Raw genomic sequence first — 19129 nt, forward strand, 5'->3', positions numbered from 1 at the left:
CGAACCCACCCCTCTGCCGCCAGTCTCACTCGTCAGTGATACACCCCGTTACCTTGCAAAGCTTTTAGGGGATGCGTTTAATGACGCGGTTCCCAGCAATACGCCACTGCCCCTCCTCCTGCCTCGAGAGTCCTGATGCTATATCCCATCCTTGCAATCATCCTTGGCCTGATTGGCCTTGTCTGGAGCGCCGATCGGTTTGTCGAAGGCGCTGCCGCTACTGCCCGGCGTGCCGGAATGAGCAAGCTTTTGATCGGGATGACCATCGTATCCGTCGGCACGTCAGCACCGGAAATCGTCGTTTCCATCATGGCATCACTCGATGGCACTCCGGATATCGCGACGGGTAACGCACTAGGCTCCAACATCGCCAATATCGGCATGGTGCTGGGCGTGACAGCACTTGTCGCACCAATCCCTGTCCATTTTGGATTGGTACGTCGAGAGCTACCGCTATTGCTGGCAGCCACGGCATTGGCGGGTTACGCCCTTTCCAATAGCGCCCTGAGTCGCCTCGATGGCATCCTGCTACTGGCACTGCTGGTCTTTACGATCGTGTGGCTGTTCAAGGTCGATGCTCCAAGCGAAGAAGAAGCCGGTGGCGATATCCCTGACATGACGGCCGGGCGCGCCGTCTTCTGGCTACTCATTGGCCTGGCAGTCCTGATCGCCAGTTCCCGAGCACTGGTATGGGGTGCCACTGACATCGCTGAGGCGTTCGGTGTGCCAGAATTGATCATTGGCTTGACCGTGATCGCCATCGGCACCAGCCTGCCGGAACTAGCCGCCAGTGTCGCCAGCGCACTCAAACGTCACCACGACATCGCTATCGGCAATATCATCGGTTCCAATCTCTTCAACATCCTGGCAGTACTGCCGATGCCGGGGCTGATAGCGCCGGGGCCCGTCGATGGCAGCGCCATCAGCCGTGACTATCCGGTGATGCTGGGGCTGACCCTGCTGCTGGCCGCTCTACTCATCTGGCAGCGTCGCGGCAAGATCGGGCGCGGGCCCGGCGTTATTCTACTCGGCTGCTATCTGGCCTACAGCGCCTGGCTAGCCATCAGCCTGACCCACTGACTAGCACCATTCTTGTCACCGCCGTGCGAGCAATGACACTCCTTCTCACACGGCTTGAGTCCTGGCCACACAACAGGCAACAATCTGATCATGACCACGTCTTCCAGCACCCAGCACACTGCGCTAAATGATGCCGCCAGCGCGACCGATTCGCCCAACGCTGCCGATGCCGATTTTCGCGCCAGCGCACGACGTACCTTCGCGATTGAGGGTGCTGCCATCATCGCCCTCGAGCAGCATCTCGATGCTGATTTCGATCGTGCCTGCCAGTTGATGCTGGCCACACAGGGCCGTGTCATCGTCACCGGCATGGGCAAATCAGGCCATGTCGCCAGCAAGATCGCTGCGACGCTGGCCAGCACCGGGACTCCCGCCTTCTTTGTGCATCCAGGCGAAGCCAGCCATGGCGATCTCGGCATGATCACCTCGGCCGATGTGGTGCTGGCGCTCTCCAATTCCGGTGAGACAGCCGAAGTCACCGCCCTGCTGCCCTTGCTCAAGCGCATGGGCACGCCGCTGGTCTCGATGACAGGCAAGCCCGGTTCGACGTTGGCACGTGATGCGGATGCACACTTGGATACCAGTGTCGCGCAAGAGGCCTGCCCTCTGAATCTGGCGCCAACGGCCTCAACCACCGCCGCACTGGTAATGGGTGATGCGCTCGCCGTGGCATTGCTCGAAGCCCGCGGCTTCACGGCAGAAGAATTTGCCCTCTCGCACCCTGGCGGCACCCTCGGTCGCCGCCTACTGCTACGCGTGCAGGATGTAATGCACAAGGGCAATGATCTGCCACGCGTGAATCTGGGCAGCCCGCTGCGTGACGCATTACTCGAGATCACCCGTCAAGGCATGGGCTTCACCTGCGTGATCGATGCAGACGAGCATCTTGTCGGCGTCTACACCGATGGCGACCTGCGGCGTACACTGGATCAACATGGTGATCTGCGCGCGCTAAAGGTCGATGACGTGATGACCCGCGGTGGCAAGACTATCCGCTCCAGCATGCTAGCCGCCGAAGCAGTGCGCATCATGGAAGAAAACCGTATCAGCGTTCTGGTAGTCTGTGATGAGGATGAGCATCCTATCGGAGCCATCCACATGCACGGCCTGCTGGCCAGCGGTGTGATCTGAACCACTGGACGCGAGTGCTGTCCTCTACGACAGCAGTGCATTCAGCAAGCTAGCGCGGCGTTTGACGCCACTACGGACAGTCACTTGTTTGAGCCACATCACCAGCCGTTCACAGGACAGCGTCAAGCACGCACGGAGTGCGAGGAGAAACATCATGAGTGAGAGTATTTCCCTGACGGAAGACTACCCACAGGACATCATTGATCGGGCACGTCACGTGCGCCTGCTGGCATTGGATGTGGATGGCGTGCTGACCGACAATCGCCTGCACTATGACGCCAATGGCGTGGAAACCAAGAGCTTCCATGTGCAGGATGGCCATGGCCTCAAGCTGATTCTGCGCAGTGGCATTCGTGTCGCCTTGATCACTGGCCGTACCTCTCCGATGGTGGAACGACGCGCCAAGGAACTGGGGATTCAGGACGTCATTCAGGGCCGTGAAGACAAGCTGGTCGCGCTCAGCCAACTGTGCCGTGAACACGATATTGAGCTCGACCAGGTTGCCTACTGTGGTGACGACCTGCCGGACCGCGAAGCTATCCGTCGCGTCGGTCTCGGTATCAGCGTGCCCAATGCCATGCCTTATGTGTTGAGCGAAGCCAACTGGGTGACCTCTCACTCAGGCGGTGAGGGTGCCGTACGCGAAATCTGTGACCTACTGCTCAAGGCACAGGGCCACTGGGCGTCAGTGCTCGATACCTATCTACAGAGGTCGAACGCCTGATGTTACGTTTGCCCCGTCCTTCTCCGCGTCTATGGTTGATGCTGCTATTGCTGCTGGTCGGTGGCGTACTCGCCCTGATAGAGCAGCGCAATAGCCTTGAATCTGCCATAGGTACACAGGTCAACAGCGGTGAGCCGGACTACTATCTTGACGGGGCTGACATGACTCGCTTCGATGCGCGGGGCGTGCCGTTTCAAGACATGACTTCCCCGCACATTGAGCATACGCCCGAGGATGATGTCACCATCGCGCAAGCTCCAAAGATTAGCACCAACGATAGCGAGGACCGCCGCTGGTATGCCACTGGCAAGCGCGGCGTTCTCAGTGCCGGTGGCGACACCTTCACGCTAGAGGGCAACGCACAGCTGCGTCAGCCTTCCGATGCCTGGACACTGGATACTGACGTACTGAACTACAGCCGCGAACAGAACCGTGCCTGGAGCGACGTACCCGTCGTCATTACCCAGAATGGTCAGCATATCGAAAGCAACAGCTTCAGCGCGGATCTTTCCAAGGACTCCGCCGTGCTGGACGGTCGTGTACGCGGCACGCTTCAACCCGGCAAGGGCAAGAGTGCGGCCAGCAAGGAAGCTGAACGTATCGATGAGGGCAGCGATGCTACCTCAAACGATAGCGAAGGACGCGTCAACAGCACTTTCGAAGCCGCACCTGAAGCCAGTCAGTAATCATCATGGTACTTAGCGTACAGTCAGCGCGGCTGAGCACATCCCACGTGCTGCCAGTCCAATAGACTCCCTTATTCACTGCTTCCCGATGGCATGCCTGATCGAGAAGACATACCCGGTTCTGCCAAGGAGCACCCCATGACTTCAACGACTCTCAAGCCCTTGACGGCCTGGCGACAGACTCTTAACAGCAGTGTCATGGCCTTGTGCCTGACACTCGGCATGGCTATCACTGCGCCAGCAGCATTAGCGCTCGACAATGATGCCAATCAGCCGATCAACATCGCTGCCGACTCCCTGTCACTGGATGATAAAGCCGGCACTGCAACCTATACCGGCCGTGTCGAAATGCGCCAGGGCAGCATGAAGCTGGATGCCAGCCGCGTTGACATTAGCCGCGCCAACAGCGGCGAGATCTCATTGGTCAAGGCAACAGGCAAGCGTGCCTATCTGGAACAGAAACCCACTCCAGACGACAAGCTGGTCAAAGGCTGGGCAGATACCATTCTCTACCATGCACTGGAACGTAGAGTAGAACTGGTCGGTAACGCTCGTCTCGAAAAGGGTGATGACACCTTCGAAGGTGGCTACGTGGAGTACTTCCTCGACAAACGCCAAGTCAATGCCAACAACAGCAGCGACGCCTCACAGAAGAGCGACGGCAGTTCACGCGTACACATGACGTTGACACCGCGTGGCGCCAACACCAGCAAGGAAAACTGAGTCATGACTGCCGCTCCCCTCCGCACGCTCAGCGCACGCCACCTGGCCAAAGCCTACAAGGGGCGCAAGGTGGTCAAGGATATCTCGCTGGAAATTCGTCAAGGCGACATCGTCGGCCTGCTAGGACCCAATGGTGCTGGCAAGACCACCTCGTTCTACATGATTGTCGGCTTGGTACGCGCCGATGCCGGCAGCGTCACCATCGATGACAATGATCTCTCCGACTCTGCCATGCACTTGCGGGCACGCGCTGGCATCGGCTATCTGCCACAGGAAGCCTCAATCTTCCGCAAGCTGTCAGTGGCCGACAACATCATGGCGATTCTGGAGACACGCAAGGACCTTGATCGCAACGGGCGCAAAGCGCGCCTTGAAGAGCTGCTGAATGAGTTCAGCATCACGCATATCCGCGCCAGCACCGGCATGAGCCTCTCTGGCGGTGAGCGTCGGCGTGTCGAAATTGCACGCGCATTAGCGACAGAGCCGGATTTCATACTGCTGGATGAACCCTTTGCCGGTGTTGACCCCATCTCGGTAGGCGAGATCAAGAGCATCGTGCGACAACTGCGTGATCGCGGCATTGGCGTACTGATCACCGATCACAACGTTCGAGAAACACTCGATATCTGTGATACCGCCTATATCGTCGGTGACGGTCAGATCATCGCGCACGGTGATGCCGATACCATTCTAGCCAATCAGCAGGTACGCGATGTGTATCTGGGGCATGAGTTCAAGCTTTAATCGGTAGCATGAGAGCAAGGCACCTCGTATCGCCGTCCCTCGCAGAATGACATTACATGCTCAAGGATGTTGTTACCTCACTGGTATCAGCCTTGAGCATGACGTCCATACCACCTTCGTTGAAACATGGCATACAAGTTGCTTGAATAATCTCTTTCGCCCCTTGTCAGTGCCCCGACCCACGGTATAGCGTAGAAGCACGTTCCTTTGCCGTGAATCGACAGCCCCATGAAACCCACCTTGCAACTCCGCCTTGGCACTTCGCTGACTATGACGCCACAACTGCAGCAGGCTATTCAACTGCTTCAGTTGTCGACGCTCGACCTGCGTCAGGAAATTCAACAGGCGCTCGAGTCCAACCCCATGCTGGAACTCGACGAGGACTATGAGGCGCTGGAAGTCGTTGAAGCACAGGATGCGAGCGAGATTTCCACTGCCGAAACAAACAGCGAGATCCCGGAAGAGTATCCTCTCGATAGTGACTGGTCGGACCTCTATCAGGATCACGCTGGCAGCCTGACAAGCTCAGGAAGTAGTAGCGGCAGTGATGACGGCCAGGATTTCGAGCGCAACACCAGTGTAGAAAGCCTGCAAGATCATCTGCGCTGGCAATTAGCGATGACCGACCTCGACGACCGTGAACGGCAAATGGCGGAAAGCCTGATTGATGCCGTGGACGGTGCAGGCTACCTGAGCCTGACCCTGGACGAGCTAGTCGATGGCTTGCGGGGGCAAGGGCTGGCTGGCCTCAAAGCCTCGGAACTAGAGCAGGTACTGCTACGCTTGCAGCAGTTCGATCCCACTGGCGTCTTCGCCCGCGATCTACGCGAATGCCTGCTGCTACAACTGGCATTGCTGCCCGATGACCTGCCGCTACTCGCGCAGGCTCGGCGATTGGTACGTCAGTTTCTTGAAGCGCTGGGAAACGATGATCGCAAGCTACTCAAGCGCCGCCTGGGACTGGATGATGCTGAGCTGGACCACGTCATTCGACTGATACGAGCACTGGACCCACGCCCAGCCTCCGCTTGGGGGGAGCCCGCCAGTGACTATGTGATACCTGACCTGCTGGTACGCCATACTCGTCACGGCTGGCAGGTTGAGCTCAATCCCGAAGCGCTGCCGAAGCTACGTATCCAGCCGGAATATGCAGCGCTCATCAAGCGGGCAGACAAGTCTGTGGACAACACCTTCCTCAAGGATAATCTTCAGGAAGCGCGCTGGCTGATGAAAAGTCTCTCGTCACGTAATGACACACTGCTCAAGGTAGGGCGTGAAATCATGGCGCGGCAGATCGACTTTCTTGAGCAAGGTGAGGAAGGCATGAAGCCTCTGATCCTCGCCAATATCGCTGAAGTGGTCGAGATGCACGAATCCACTATCTCGCGCGTCACGACTCAGAAGTACATTCATACCCCTCGCGGCGTCTTCGAACTCAAATTCTTCTTCTCGAGCCAAGTGGGAGGGAGCGGCAATGGCGATGCACATTCCAGTACCGCCATTCGCGCACGTATCCGAAAACTGATTGCGGACGAGCCGGCGCGCAAACCGCTGTCGGATTCACGTCTGGTCGACCTACTCGCCAGCGATGGCATTGAAGTCGCACGCCGCACCGTCGCAAAATATCGCGAAGCCATGAGTATTCCTTCCTCTAGCGAACGCAAGCGACTGGCCTGATCATCTAGCTAGCCAGAGGCCACTACCTCTGTCATGGCCTTAAAAATCGTAAATATCCACATCATGATCAGCCGGCTTGCATGGAAAGCCGGCGATTTTCTCCCAAGGCATGACCGCCAGCATGTACCTCTCACTCCCAATTGCATGTTTTTAAAATCACTTTCGATAGTATTACCGATCATTCGTGCGGCTTTTCTTACGCAAAACCCCGCCTCCTTCGTGCTCATCCCGTACTTTTGACCAATCCAAGACGCCCACTAACATCGACGTACATGCTGACATTAGCGACTAACAGTCGCCTTCTTGTCACTCTTCCAGCGCAAACCGTCACACTCCTCTGTCATGGAACGTTCCGTTCTCCCCCAGTGAGTTGAAGACAAGCCTTGCGCCACGATGCAGCGCAGCGTTGATCTTTGCTCAAAGCTTGGGCATTGTCGGGGTAGGCGCTCGACGCACCTGACACGAGCCAAGTTTGTTACTGGCAGCGGCAGGCACGGAAACCATGTAGCAGAGCGTCTTATCAGGGTTTGCTCGCAGTCAAAAAGGGTTACAATTGAAAGGTAACCCGCTGGATAAAGGAGCGTGTCCATGCAAGTGAATATTACCGGGCATCATGTGGAACTTACCGACCCTCTCCGCGATTATATCAACGAGAAGCTCGCTCGCCTCGAACGGCATTACGACAACATCACCAATGTTCAGGTGACTTTGTCGATCGAGAAGGAGCGCCAGCAGGCAGCCTGCACGTTGCATGCTGCCGGCGCAGATCTCCACGCCCTGGCAGAAGACCTCAACATGTACGCTGCCATCGACGCGCTCGCCGACAAGCTGGATCGCCAGCTGGTCAAACACAAGGAAAAGTCCCAGGCTCGCTCTCAGGGCACCGGGACCCGTTGACCTTCTGCCATGACACTTGATCAGATCCTTCCCCCCGAGCGCACGCTTTACGGTGTCCCCGGGGGGAGCAAGAAGCGGGTGCTGGAATTTTTCAGCACCTTCATTGCCCAGAACATTCCCAGCCTGGATAGTCAGGAAGTCTTCTCACGCCTGATTGGTCGTGAACGACTAGGGTCGACCGGTATCGGCCATGGTGTGGCCGTGCCACATGCACGCAGCCCGCATTGCAAGACGCCCATCGCGGCCTTTCTGAAGCTCGGTGACCCCATCGACTTTGATGCCATTGATGGAGAGCCCATCGACCTGCTGTTTGTGCTGTTGGTCCCTGAGGAGGCAGATGACACACATCTCACCTTGCTCGGGCAGGTGGCTGAGCTATTGAACTCGCCCACCAATCGGTCAGCATTACGTCAAGCCGATAGCCAGCGTGCACTCTACGATGTACTGACATCAGCCATCGCCGAACTTCCGGCGCGTTGATCATCGAGCCCGGACATCGTCCGGGCTTTTGTACTGACAGCCACTGTTCGGGCTGCCCTCTCAGGCGCCATTTGCACTCACTCTACGCTGACCTCGCCTTTGGAGAGCATTCATGAAGATCGTGATCATCAGTGGCCGCTCTGGCTCCGGTAAATCGATCGCCCTTCAGGCCTTGGAAGACATTGGCTACTATGCCATCGATAATCTTCCCGGCATGCTGCTGGCACCGCTTGTCGAACAGCTAGAGAAAGACAGTCCTACACGTCGTCGCATCGCGGTATCCATCGATGCACGCAATCTTCCTGATGCCCTGACGCGTTTCCCTGAGCTGCTCGACGATGTACGTCAGAGTGGCATGGACGTACAGGTCGTCTATATCACGACCGATTCCCGCGTGTTACTGGAGCGCTACTCCGCCACACGCCGTCGTCACCCGCTGACACGCGATAACGACCGCACCCTGGCAGAAGCCATCGAGATTGAGCAGCAGACGCTAGCGCCTATCCGCGAGAAGTCTGACCTCATCATCGATTCAACCAGTTTGAGCGTGCATGACTTGCGCTCACGCATTACCGAGCAAGTCGCGCAACATAGTTCTCGCCACCTGACTCTCACGTTTGAGTCTTTTGGCTTCAAGCACGGCGTCCCTACTGATGCTGACATGGTGTTCGATGCGCGCTGCCTGCCCAACCCCTACTGGGATATCAATCTGCGCGCCGATACCGGCCGCGACGCAAGCGTTGTGGAATTCCTCGAACACTATCCCGACGTACAGGCGATGCACGATGATATCGCCGGCTGGCTAGAACGCTGGCTACCGGCATATCAGGCCAGCAATCGTAGCTACCTGACGGTCTCGGTCGGTTGTACTGGCGGACAGCATCGCAGTGTCTATCTATGTGAAAAGCTTGCTGCTCATTTTGCAGCATTACTGCCGGAAGTCCGCTTGCGCCACCGTGAACTCGGTATTCATACCGCGCTCAATGGAGCAGATGCGCAAGGGGATGGCGATGCGTAGTCGCGAGCTAACACTGACCAACAAACGCGGCCTGCACGCTCGAGCCGCAACCAAGTTGGTCAACTGCTGCGCTCCTTTTGCAGCGACAGTCATGGTCAGCCACGGAGAGCGCCGCGCCAATGCCACCAATGTCATGGCGTTATTGATGTTGGCGGCCCCCTGCGGCACATCGCTGATAATCGACGTTGAGGGCGAACATGCTGACGAGGCCATGATTGCCATCACAGCGCTATTCGAAGCTCGCTTCGAGGAGGACGAATAAGCGCCGGTCTTGTCACGATGATACTGCCGCGGCACCTCTTTCGCCTCTTTCACTCCTCCTGCGCCCCCCTCCCTGTTTCTGACTATCTCTTCCGCCTGTCCTCTCCCCCCGCATTTCCGTATCGCCTTTCTACTCATCTATACCTGATCACGTCATTGACCAAGGGCTAAACCTCTTCTTCGTGAGCGACTATTGTCCTTTTGATAAGAAACACTGTTTTCTTTTATCGACTAGACCCCCTGCGCCAATGGTAGAATCAACGCTGTCCTTAATGTCGACAGGGGAAGCCGACGGATGAGCAAGACGTCACGTAAAATCAAGCCAAAACTCGACCGCTTGTCACAGGCGCTGGAAAACGGCGAGCTGAATCAGGCAAGGCGCATGCTCAATCGTGGCCTGGCACCCGTCGACGTCGCTCACCTGCTCGAGTCGTCGCCGCCCAAGGAACGTAACCTGCTATGGGAGCTGGTCGACGCCGAATTACAGGGTGATGTCCTCCAGTACCTTGGCGAGGATATCCAGACCGACTTCCTGCGCGATATGGACGCCGTAGATGTTCTCGCGGCGACCGAGAACCTGGAGCCGGATGACGTAGCTGACATCCTCCAGCGACTGCCGAATGCAGTGATTCTCGAAGTCCTCGACTCGATGGAAGCGCAAGAACGCCAACGCGTCGAGACGGTATTGTCCTTCCCCGAGGATACTGCCGGCGGCCTGATGAACACGGATACCATCACTATCCGCCCGGACATCACCCTCGATGTAGTACTGCGCTATATTCGCCGTCACGAACGCCTACCGGACTCTACCGATACACTGCTGGTCGTTTCACGACGTGATGAATTCATCGGTACCCTGCCCATCAATCGTTTGCTGGTGTCTGACCCCAGCGTTACGGTGCGCGAGGTAATGGATACCGATAGCGTAGTGATTGCTGCTCTGATGCCAGAAACTGAAGTCGCTTCGCTGTTCGAGAAACACGATTTGATCTCGGCGCCCGTGGTAGGCGGCGACGGCAATCTACTCGGGCGTATTACCATCGATGACGTAGTCGACGTCATCCGCGGCGATGCCGAGCATCAAGTAATGTCGATGGCGGGGATGGATGAGGACGAAGATACCTTTTCACCCGTACTACGTACCTCTTGGCGCCGCGCCATCTGGCTAGGCATCAATCTACTGACGGCCTTCATGGCGTCAGCCGTCATCGGTATGTTCGAAGGCACTATCCAGAAGATCACGGCGCTCGCCGTACTGATGCCGATCGTCGCCAGCATGGGGGGCATCGCGGGCTCTCAGGCACTGACAGTATTGATCCGTGGTATCGCACTAGGTCACGTCAAAAGCGGCAATGTCCGCTGGTTGCTCAAACGCGAGATCATCGTCGCTGTGCTCAACGGCATGCTATGGGCTGTAGTGGTTGCCGGCATTGCCATTGCCTGGTTTGGCGATATTCAACTAGGGGCCATTATCGGCGCGGCCATCATGATCAACCTGGTCATCGCTGCCGTGACGGGGACCCTGCTGCCGGTTTTGCTCAAGAAGCTTAGTATTGATCCGGCGCTTTCCGGTAGCGTCATCCTGACGACCGTGACCGATGTGATCGGCTTCATGGCGTTTCTCGGCCTCGCGACCTGGCTCTATCTATAACGAGTTTTACCTGCGACACCAGCATCGTGTATCAGCCCCCCGCTGCCAGACAGAAAGACAAAAAGGCCGCCCCTCATCGGGGCGGCCTTTTTTTATCGACTCAATCGCACGTGACTTACAGCTCAGACGCTGCTTCGTGCTTTAAGCTTTACTCACCTTCAAGCTCGCCTTCCTCATCACCGGCTTCCGACATGCCCGCCACCGTCATGTTTCCAATCAGCCAGCTACCGCAATGAATACTACCGCGAGTGTCAACATCATCACCGATCGCGAGCAGGTTCGCTGCCATGTCGCGCAGATTACCCGCGATGGTGAACTCTTCCACAGCATGCTGGATCTGGCCATTTTCGATCCAGAAACCAGACGCGCCGCGCGAGTAGTCACCCGTCACACCATTCACGCCCTGCCCCATCAATTCAGTGACCAGTACGCCAGTGCCCATTTGGGCCAGCATGGATTCCAGCGAGGTCAATGGTGCCTCGAGACGGACATTGCGCGCACCACCAGCGTTACCAGTGGTCTCCATACCCAAGCGACGAGCACTATAGGCACTGAGCATGTAGCTTTTCACCTTGCCATCGGCAAAGTAGACATTGTCACGTGTCGCCACGCCATCGTTGTCGAAGGCTGCGCTGGACATGCCGCCCACTTCACGTGGCTTCTCACAGATAGTGAGCCATTCCGGGAAAAGTGGCTGCTCCAGGCTATCGCACAGGAAGCTCGATTCACGGTACAAGGCACCGCCGGCAATTGCCGACAGATAGTGGCCCACGAGCCCAGCGGACATTTGCGGATCAAACAATACCGGCATACGACCCGTCGCAACCTTGCGAGCGTTCATACGCGCAAGTGTACGCCGCGCCGCTTCACGACCCACCTCTTCTGGTGAACGCAGGTCGACCGGATTACGCACGCTGGTGTAGTCATAGTCGCGCTGCATGCCCTGGTCATCCTTGGCAATCAGCATGCAGGACATCGAGTGACGACTGCCGCACTGGCTGGCGAGGAAGCCGTGGCTGTTGCCATACACTTGCACGCCTTCACCGCTGGAGAAGCTCGCACCTTCAGACTGAGCAATCCCTTCTATCGCCAACCCCGCACTCTCACAGGCCAAGGCCAGATCCGTCGCTTCATCGACGCTGATCGCCCAAGGATGATGTGCATCCAGATCCGGGAATTCAGTGGCCATCAGCTCAGCAGGGGCCAGTCCGGCAAAGCTATCCTCGCCGGTGTAATGCGCAATGGAGATCGCTTTCTCGACAGCAGCACTGATCGACTCACTGCCGGCATCCGAGGAAGTGGCACTGCCCTTGCGATTACCGAGATAAACCGTCACGCCGATACCCTGATCACGTGACAGTTCAACGGTTTCTACCTCGCCATCACGCACCGAAATACTCACGCCTTGATCGACGCTAGCGCCGACCTCACAGGCGTCGGCACCCAGCGTGCGGGCCAGCTCAAGAGCTTCACTGACACGACGCTCGAGCAGTTGTTGCTGAGCAACGGCATCAAAGGCCTGGCTCATGATGTTCTCCTTCTGAGGAGACGGAGCGCTGGCAGTGCTATACTGCCGCAAATTTCCCCGACTCGTTGGAATTGGCATGCGTAAAGAAAGACCTGTGGAGCTCGCCGAGCGTCCCAGCAAATCCCAGTTGAAGCGTGAAATGATCGAGCTGCAGGCACTGGGCAAGCAGATCATCGAACTGCCGGCCGGTCAGCGCGACAAGTTCCCGCTCTCTGATGACATGCTGGCCGCCATCGACGAATCTCACCGTATTCGTAGTCACGAAGGACTGCGTCGTCACATGCAGTACGTCGGCAAGCTGATGCGCAAGGAAGATCTCGATGCAGTGCGTGCCGTCTTCCAGGCCATGGAGCAGCAAAACGTGCGTCGTGATGCATCCTTCCAGCGCCTTGATCGCTGGCGTGATCGCCTGCTCGACGATGACGAGGCTTTCGTGATATTCGTTGAGGATTATCCTCATGTAGACCGTCAGGCACTGCGCCAGCTGATTCGTAATGCACGTGCCGAGCGTGATGCAGGCAAGGAGCCCAACAGCTCCAAGAAGCTGTTCAAGCTGCTACGTGCAGAGCTAGATCTGTAACAGAGCAGTTCTTCACGTATTGCGTCATCAACGCCGCAGTGGTCATCCCACTGCGGCGTTGTCGTCTCTGATTCAAGCAGAAGCACTTGGCTTGTTACACGACCTGCCTCTCACAGGATCTGCCTGCCACACGACCAGTTCGGCGCGACCCACGCAATCAGGACTGGGTTCCACCGACCGTCAGTTCATCAAGCTTGAGAGTTGGCTGACCCACGCCTACCGGTATTGACTGACCATCCTTACCACACACGCCGACGCCAGTATCCAGCTCTAGATCATTGCCGATCATCGAGACACGCCCCATCGCTTCCGGCCCATTGCCGATCAGGGTCGCGCCCTTGACCGGTGTGGTCACTTTGCCATCTTCGATCAGGTAAGCCTCACTGGCAGAGAACACGAAACGCCCGGAGGTGATATCGACCTGACCGCCACCGAAGCTGACTGCGTAGAGGCCACGCTTGACGCTCTTGATGATTTCCTGCGGATCGCGATCGCCACCCAACATGTAGGTATTGGTCATGCGCGGCATCGGCAGGTGAGCAAAGGACTCGCGGCGAGCATTACCCGTCGGTGCCATGCCCATCAGGCGTGCATTGAGCTTGTCCTGCATGTAACCGGTCAGGATGCCGTCCTCGATCAGCGGCGTGTACTGGCCCGGCGTGCCTTCATCATCGACGGACAATGAGCCACGACGATCTGCCAGCGTCGCATCATCGACCACGGTGACGCCGCGTGCGGCAACCTGCTCGCCCATGCGACCGGAGAACGCTGAGCTACCCTTGCGGTTGAAGTCGCCTTCCAGGCCATGGCCGACGGCTTCATGCAGCAGTACGCCTGGCCAGCCGTTACCCAGCACGACAGGCATCTGGCCAGCAGGCGCATCGACAGCCTCCAGATTGACCAATGCCTGGCGCACCGCCTCACGGGCATAACGCTCGGCAACATTCTCATCACGCAGACGCGTCAACGGGAAGCGACCACCGCCACCGGCACTGCCCCGCTCACGACGACCATTACGCACTGCGATCACACTGATGTTGAAGCGTACTAGCGGGCGTAAGTCAGCAGCCAGAGTGCCATCGCTGGCACGTACCATGATCACTTCATAGAGCGCCGACAACGAGGCCGAAACCTGGCTGATGGATGGATCAAGGCTACGCGCAATACGATCCGCCTCTTTCAGCAGTGCGACCTTTTCTTCAGCGCTCAAGCCACCCAGCGGATCGATACCCGCATAGAAGGCCGGTGCTTCAGTGATGATGGAGCGTGCAACGGTGCCGCTGCTGCCACTGCGCGAGATACCTGCTGCCGTGCGACCGGTATCGGCAAGCGCCGCCGCATCAATTTGATTGGAGTAGGCAAAGCCCGTCTTCTCGCCAGCCAGTGAGCGTACGCCCACACCGCCGTCGATGTTGTAGCTGGCATCCTTGACGACGCCATCTTCCAGCACCCAGCTCTCCTGCCAGATACGCTGGAAGTAGAGATCGGCATAGTCGGTGCCCGGCCCCATGGCATGGGCCAGACCAGCATCAAGATCATCCAGGCTAAGCCCGCCCGGGGTCAGCAACAGGGCCGCGGCATCGTCCAGCACACGACCGGAACTCGCAATTTGCGTCATTCGGCACTTTCCAGAGTAATGTTCGGGTCGCCCCAGGGGCCAGTTACCCGATAGTGAATTTGCGTCACCTTATCGATGAAGCGGCCGAAGATCTTGTCGGCCACAAAGAGCGCGCCGCCCACGGCGGGCGCACCTGCCAGCACAGCGGCCAACGGTAGATTCTGGCTAACCGGTACTGTGATGGCCATGCGTTGATCAAGGGTACCGCGAAGCAGGTCAACCTGCCCATTGAGCGTCACGGTGGTAGATGGTGCCTCGATACGCAAGGGGCCATCGTTTTCAAGACGTCCATCATAAAGCGTCGCTGCGCCACGCACCTTGTCAAAGGCCGTACCCTTATCGGTGACATCCGAGAAGTCTAGCGCCAGGCGACGCAGCAGGTTATCCACATTGACGAGTCCCAGCAGGCGCGCCGAAGCCGAACCAAGATTCATGAAACGACCATTATCCAACTTGACCTCAAGTCGCCCGCTGGAGCGCGACAACGCAAAGTCCTGCGGCGCGCCCGGCCAGGCCAGCTTGACCTCGGCACGCGCACGCTCTGCCTCTACTCCTCGTGGCTGCGACAAGCGCACCAGCAGATCACCCACATCGCTGCCATCAGCTGACAAACGTGCGCGCGTCAGACTATTAGTGCCTGCATCCTCCCAGGTCACACTGCCCTGCGCCGTGATCTTGCCCAACGTCACGGAGAGCGGTGAAACCGTCAGATGCTTTTGATCGGACTGCCACTCGGCACTGATCGGACCTAGCTGTTGCTCGCGCCAGATCAGATGTGCCAATCGCAAACTGCCAGCAGGAAGATCCGACAGCGCTGTCGGATAAGGCGTTGGCTCAATACCGGTTGCCACAGCCTCGGTAAAATTACTCGGTGCGGCAGCCACTTCTCCTTCATCTGCTGGCCATAAGGCATCAAGATTGAGAGTGTCGAGATCCAGAATCAGTGGCCGTGCAGCTCCTGGCTGCCAAGCCATCTCACCACTAGCCAGCTGGCCATCAAGTGTTGCACCAAGTCCCACCCCTTGCTGCTGTGAGCTTTGACGTGGTGTGGCTTCCAGCGCCATCGGCCCCGTACACTGTGCCTGAATCACCAGGCAGTCCGTGGCGATGCGCAGATGATTCAGCGCTCGCAGTGACTCACCGCTCGCGGCACTGTCCTGGGAAGAAGTAGAATCATTCGACAGTGCACCAAACCACGGCTTCCATTGCACGGGAGACAACATGGGACTGCGCCAAGCGATATCCCAGCCAGTACGCGCTGGCCATTGTGGCTGGCTTGGCCAGCGCTCCAGCCATAGCTGACCCGTCATCGGTACCTGTTGGCCATCATCACGCACATTGCCGCCGCGCCAGCGTGCCCGTGCTCGATTGGCCAGCGTGATATCACCACCACCCTCGGCGAGCCCTACGTCAACGGCCAGTGGGACGGCAATGCCACGTGCCTTGCCGAAAGGCTCTGGCAGATTGATGGCAACATCCTTGAGATCACTCGACAGTATCAGACGCGCACCACTATCCGGCAGCATCAAGCGCGCCTGATAGTTGAACTCGCCACCCACCGCACGCGGTGTGCTACCGGTATCAAGCGCCTGCTGTGTATTCTGCGAAGCATCTCCCAATAGCGCCGCCGGTGCGCCTAGCCACTCAAGCGGCGGAGCCAAGGGTGCGCGTCCGGAGAAGGTCACAGCGCCCTTGGTCAACGAATCCGACTGACCAATATTGAGCGCAGCCTTCACCGCACCGCCAAACAGCTTACCGGTCAAGGTCCCCGTCAGCTGTTCTTGTTGACCCTCAGGCTTCGCCGGATCATGCAGGAAGTTCAGCGGCCCACGGATACTGTCAATGGCGATACCAGACTCGGGGAAAGCGAGAGTTGCCGGAAGGCTCTCACCGACCTTGCCCTTGACCGCAACGCGACTTTGCTCGGCATCCTCGAGCGGTACGCGTATATCAAGCGCAGCACTCAGTGAGCCGCTGCCCTGCCATTCACGTAGCAGTTCAGAGGTTTCCTCAAGCGGCGCATGACCCAGGAAATCAAACAACGCCTGAACACTGCCGGTGATATCACCCGTGATGCCGAGCACATCGTCTCGCATCTCAACCTTGGCCTGTGTGACCGATAATGCCGCCGCCTTGCCCAACGAGGTCATCGGCTGGGAGTGCGCCGCCGTGACACTGCCGTCCAGCTGATCATTATGTAACGCCAGTTCGCCTTTCAGTCCATTGAGTGCCGGCCAGCCCTCAGCGTAACCAAGCCGGCCACCCTCGATAGCAAGTTCAAGATCCAGCGCTTCGTCAAGGCCGTAGCTTTCATCTTCCTGGCCAGCGCTGTCCTCATCCCACACCTGACTCAGATGCAAACGTCCATGCGGCACACGACCCGCCACATCACGTGTCAGCCACTCGGTTAGCGAAGGATCGAGCACCTTCATCGGCAACCATTGCGATAGCGGTATCGTGAGCGCATCAACATCACGCATATCGAGATCAAGCTGGAAGCGATCAGCGTCATCGGTAGGGATCTGTAGCCCGAAACTACCGGCCACACTGGCGCCATGGCGTTGAATGTGAAGATCACGCCCACTGATACTGCTGCCCACATCATCAACCTGCCAGTCCACCACGCCATCCGCCGCGTCCAGCGACCAGCTGTCACCGAAGACTTCGGGAAAGTGGAAACGCATTCCGGGTGCACCTCGGAATGTAACGCTACCGCCGAGGCTTCCTCCATCACGGCTTGCTGCTGTCACCCATGCTGCCAATGGCCCCACACCCGGCGCACCCTCCCAAGGATCAACCTCGGCATTTTCAAGCCCCAGTGCCAGCCGCATCGTCATCGGCACATCATGCCCAATGCCGCCCAAGGCAAGCGATAGCCCTGTCGCTGAACCACGCGGTGAGAGCGTATCGAGAATATCGCCCAGCTCGCCAAGCGCCAGCACATGGCGCCAACGGGCGACGCGTTCAAGATCAAAGCCGCTGGTGACCAATGACAGACTGCCATCCGAGAGATCACCAGAGAGCGCTATACGCTCGGGCAGACTGGCGATTGCGGCGCCAATATCCTCGTCGACGTCTTCACTCGCCGTAGCAATACCTTTGACACCTTCGCTCTTCTCGCCGGCATTCTTTGTATCAGGCGCTGCCGTGGGGTCATCCAGCTGTTGAGCACCAATCGAGAGCTGATTCAGCCAGGCTTGCCAGCGATCACTGCCACCCATGTCACGCAACCACTGGCCACGCGCATGGATGTTCTTGAGCGCCAACTGAGCACCGTCGTGATCAAGCGTCAGGCGGTTAAGATCCAGGCGCAGACGTGCATCTTCCAAGCGCGCCTTGCGCCAACGCGCCCATAGCGTTGCGTTGCCATCAGCATCACTCAGCATCAAGCTGTCACGCTCGCCCATCAGCCGCCCGACACTGGCCAACGCACCGGCATCCAGCTCCATCTGCAATTGCGCCGAATAATCGGCTAGTCCCTGCTGCCCTGGTACGACATCCAGCACAAAGCTGGCACCTGCCTGCAGGGTTTCTCCCACACGCACCTGCCCCTCAAGATGAGTACGGTCATCCTGCCCAGACAGCATCATTTCGGCGGCATTCAGGTTGAGCGTGTCATTACGACCATGCAGTACCAGTCGTACATCCTCGAGACGCACACGCTGACGCGCAAGCAGCGCCAGCCCTTGCTCTATCTCGTCGAGACTTATTTTCCCCTGTGGCTCAAGCGCCTCCGGCGGACGTGGCGGCCCCGGCCACCCCCAGCTGCCATCCTCACGCTGATAGAGATGTAGCACAACGCCAGTGGCAGTCGCACGATCAAAGACAGGCGCAAGATGGCGCAGGGAGGACAGAACATCGAGACGAGCATCCAGACTGGCAATACTCAGTAACGGTGCAGCATCCATCTCACTAGGGCGAAAAAGATTGAAGCCAGAGAGCATCACGGCCGGATCGAGATAGTCCATCCGCCCCAAGATAGAAGAAAAGCCGACGTTGGCGTTGGTCTGCGCGGCAATGAATTCGCTGACCGAGTCTTCACGGGCATCCAGCGTCGTTAGCCACCAGCGCATACCGCCAATCACCACCGCCAACAGCGTAAGCAATATGGCAATCGCCATCAGCAATGCACTCCATCCGCGCCGTTTACGCGAAGGAGACATCTTGGGGGGAGATGATGAAAGCTCGTCAGCGCCTTGCGGTGCTACCTCATCGGGGATAGGACGGGTCACTTGCAAATCTCCGAACAGACCAGGATGAACAATGCCCTTACCTTAACCAGCGTGTGCTGCCACACGCCTGATAGCACACTGCTCTGGCACTGCAACCTC

General features: G+C 58.0%; 16 protein-coding genes. 13 read left to right on the plus strand and 3 right to left on the minus strand.

Going from position 1 to position 19129, the window contains the following annotated elements:
• Window positions 1–135: 135 nt before the first annotated feature.
• The 12 genes from CFN46_RS02755 to mgtE all read left to right on the plus strand — a co-directional run bounded on the left by CFN46_RS02755 (window position 136) and on the right by mgtE (window position 11072).
• Window positions 136–1080: a calcium/sodium antiporter gene (locus CFN46_RS02755; RefSeq protein ID WP_024951333.1), complete on the plus strand. Its 945-nt coding sequence runs from the start codon at window positions 136–138 to the stop codon at window positions 1078–1080.
• A 90-nt stretch (window positions 1081–1170) separates the two neighbouring features.
• Window positions 1171–2211, plus strand: coding sequence for a KpsF/GutQ family sugar-phosphate isomerase (locus CFN46_RS02760; RefSeq protein WP_024951334.1), 1041 nt, complete (start codon window positions 1171–1173; stop codon window positions 2209–2211).
• A gap of 154 nt (window positions 2212–2365) precedes the next feature.
• Complete coding sequence (locus tag CFN46_RS02765) at window positions 2366–2935, plus strand: HAD family hydrolase (protein WP_051510745.1); 570 nt, start codon at window positions 2366–2368, stop codon at window positions 2933–2935.
• Complete coding sequence (gene lptC, locus CFN46_RS02770; protein ID WP_088742620.1) at window positions 2935–3621, plus strand: LPS export ABC transporter periplasmic protein LptC; 687 nt, start codon at window positions 2935–2937, stop codon at window positions 3619–3621. The genes CFN46_RS02765 and lptC overlap by 1 nt, the downstream gene beginning before the upstream one ends.
• A gap of 138 nt (window positions 3622–3759) precedes the next feature.
• Complete coding sequence (gene lptA / locus CFN46_RS02775; protein ID WP_246116420.1) at window positions 3760–4344, plus strand: lipopolysaccharide transport periplasmic protein LptA; 585 nt, start codon at window positions 3760–3762, stop codon at window positions 4342–4344.
• Window positions 4345–4347: 3 nt separating this feature from the next.
• Window positions 4348–5088 (plus strand): LPS export ABC transporter ATP-binding protein, encoded by a 741-nt coding sequence (gene lptB / locus CFN46_RS02780; RefSeq protein WP_024951337.1) that lies wholly within the window; start codon window positions 4348–4350, stop codon window positions 5086–5088.
• A gap of 228 nt (window positions 5089–5316) precedes the next feature.
• Complete coding sequence (locus tag CFN46_RS02785) at window positions 5317–6765, plus strand: RNA polymerase factor sigma-54 (RefSeq protein WP_024951338.1); 1449 nt, start codon at window positions 5317–5319, stop codon at window positions 6763–6765.
• 588 nt (window positions 6766–7353) lie between these two features.
• Complete coding sequence (gene raiA, locus CFN46_RS02790) at window positions 7354–7662, plus strand: ribosome-associated translation inhibitor RaiA (RefSeq protein ID WP_024951339.1); 309 nt, start codon at window positions 7354–7356, stop codon at window positions 7660–7662.
• A 9-nt stretch (window positions 7663–7671) separates the two neighbouring features.
• Window positions 7672–8142, plus strand: coding sequence for a PTS IIA-like nitrogen regulatory protein PtsN (gene ptsN, locus CFN46_RS02795; RefSeq protein ID WP_024951340.1), 471 nt, complete (start codon window positions 7672–7674; stop codon window positions 8140–8142).
• A gap of 112 nt (window positions 8143–8254) precedes the next feature.
• Complete coding sequence (gene rapZ, locus CFN46_RS02800) at window positions 8255–9160, plus strand: RNase adapter RapZ (protein ID WP_088742621.1); 906 nt, start codon at window positions 8255–8257, stop codon at window positions 9158–9160.
• Window positions 9153–9422, plus strand: a complete 270-nt coding sequence (locus CFN46_RS02805; RefSeq protein ID WP_024951342.1) for an HPr family phosphocarrier protein — start codon at window positions 9153–9155, stop codon at window positions 9420–9422. Before rapZ ends, CFN46_RS02805 begins: the two co-directional genes overlap by 8 nt.
• Window positions 9423–9716: 294 nt before the next feature.
• Window positions 9717–11072, plus strand: coding sequence for a magnesium transporter (gene mgtE / locus CFN46_RS02810; protein WP_088742622.1), 1356 nt, complete (start codon window positions 9717–9719; stop codon window positions 11070–11072).
• Between the two features lie 148 nt (window positions 11073–11220).
• Here mgtE and pmbA read toward each other — a convergent pair whose 3' ends face one another.
• The gene (gene pmbA / locus CFN46_RS02815) at window positions 11221–12600 is read right to left on the minus strand and encodes a metalloprotease PmbA (RefSeq protein ID WP_024951344.1); all 1380 of its coding nucleotides are present in this window, start codon (window positions 12598–12600) and stop codon (window positions 11221–11223) included.
• A 76-nt stretch (window positions 12601–12676) separates the two neighbouring features.
• On the opposite strand from pmbA, the gene yjgA reads away from it, so the two are divergent.
• Window positions 12677–13180, plus strand: coding sequence for a ribosome biogenesis factor YjgA (gene yjgA, locus CFN46_RS02820; RefSeq protein ID WP_024951345.1), 504 nt, complete (start codon window positions 12677–12679; stop codon window positions 13178–13180).
• A gap of 157 nt (window positions 13181–13337) precedes the next feature.
• Here the strand turns inward: yjgA and tldD are convergent, their stop codons facing one another.
• The gene (tldD, locus tag CFN46_RS02825) at window positions 13338–14798 is read right to left on the minus strand and encodes a metalloprotease TldD (protein ID WP_024951346.1); all 1461 of its coding nucleotides are present in this window, start codon (window positions 14796–14798) and stop codon (window positions 13338–13340) included.
• Window positions 14795–19030: a YhdP family protein gene (locus CFN46_RS02830; RefSeq protein WP_141103618.1), complete on the minus strand. Its 4236-nt coding sequence runs from the start codon at window positions 19028–19030 to the stop codon at window positions 14795–14797. Before CFN46_RS02830 ends, tldD begins: the two co-directional genes overlap by 4 nt.
• Window positions 19031–19129: the final 99 nt, after the last annotated feature.

The sequence above is a fragment of the Cobetia sp. QF-1 genome (genome assembly GCF_002213105.1).
GTDB lineage: Bacteria > Pseudomonadota > Gammaproteobacteria > Pseudomonadales > Halomonadaceae > Cobetia > Cobetia crustatorum.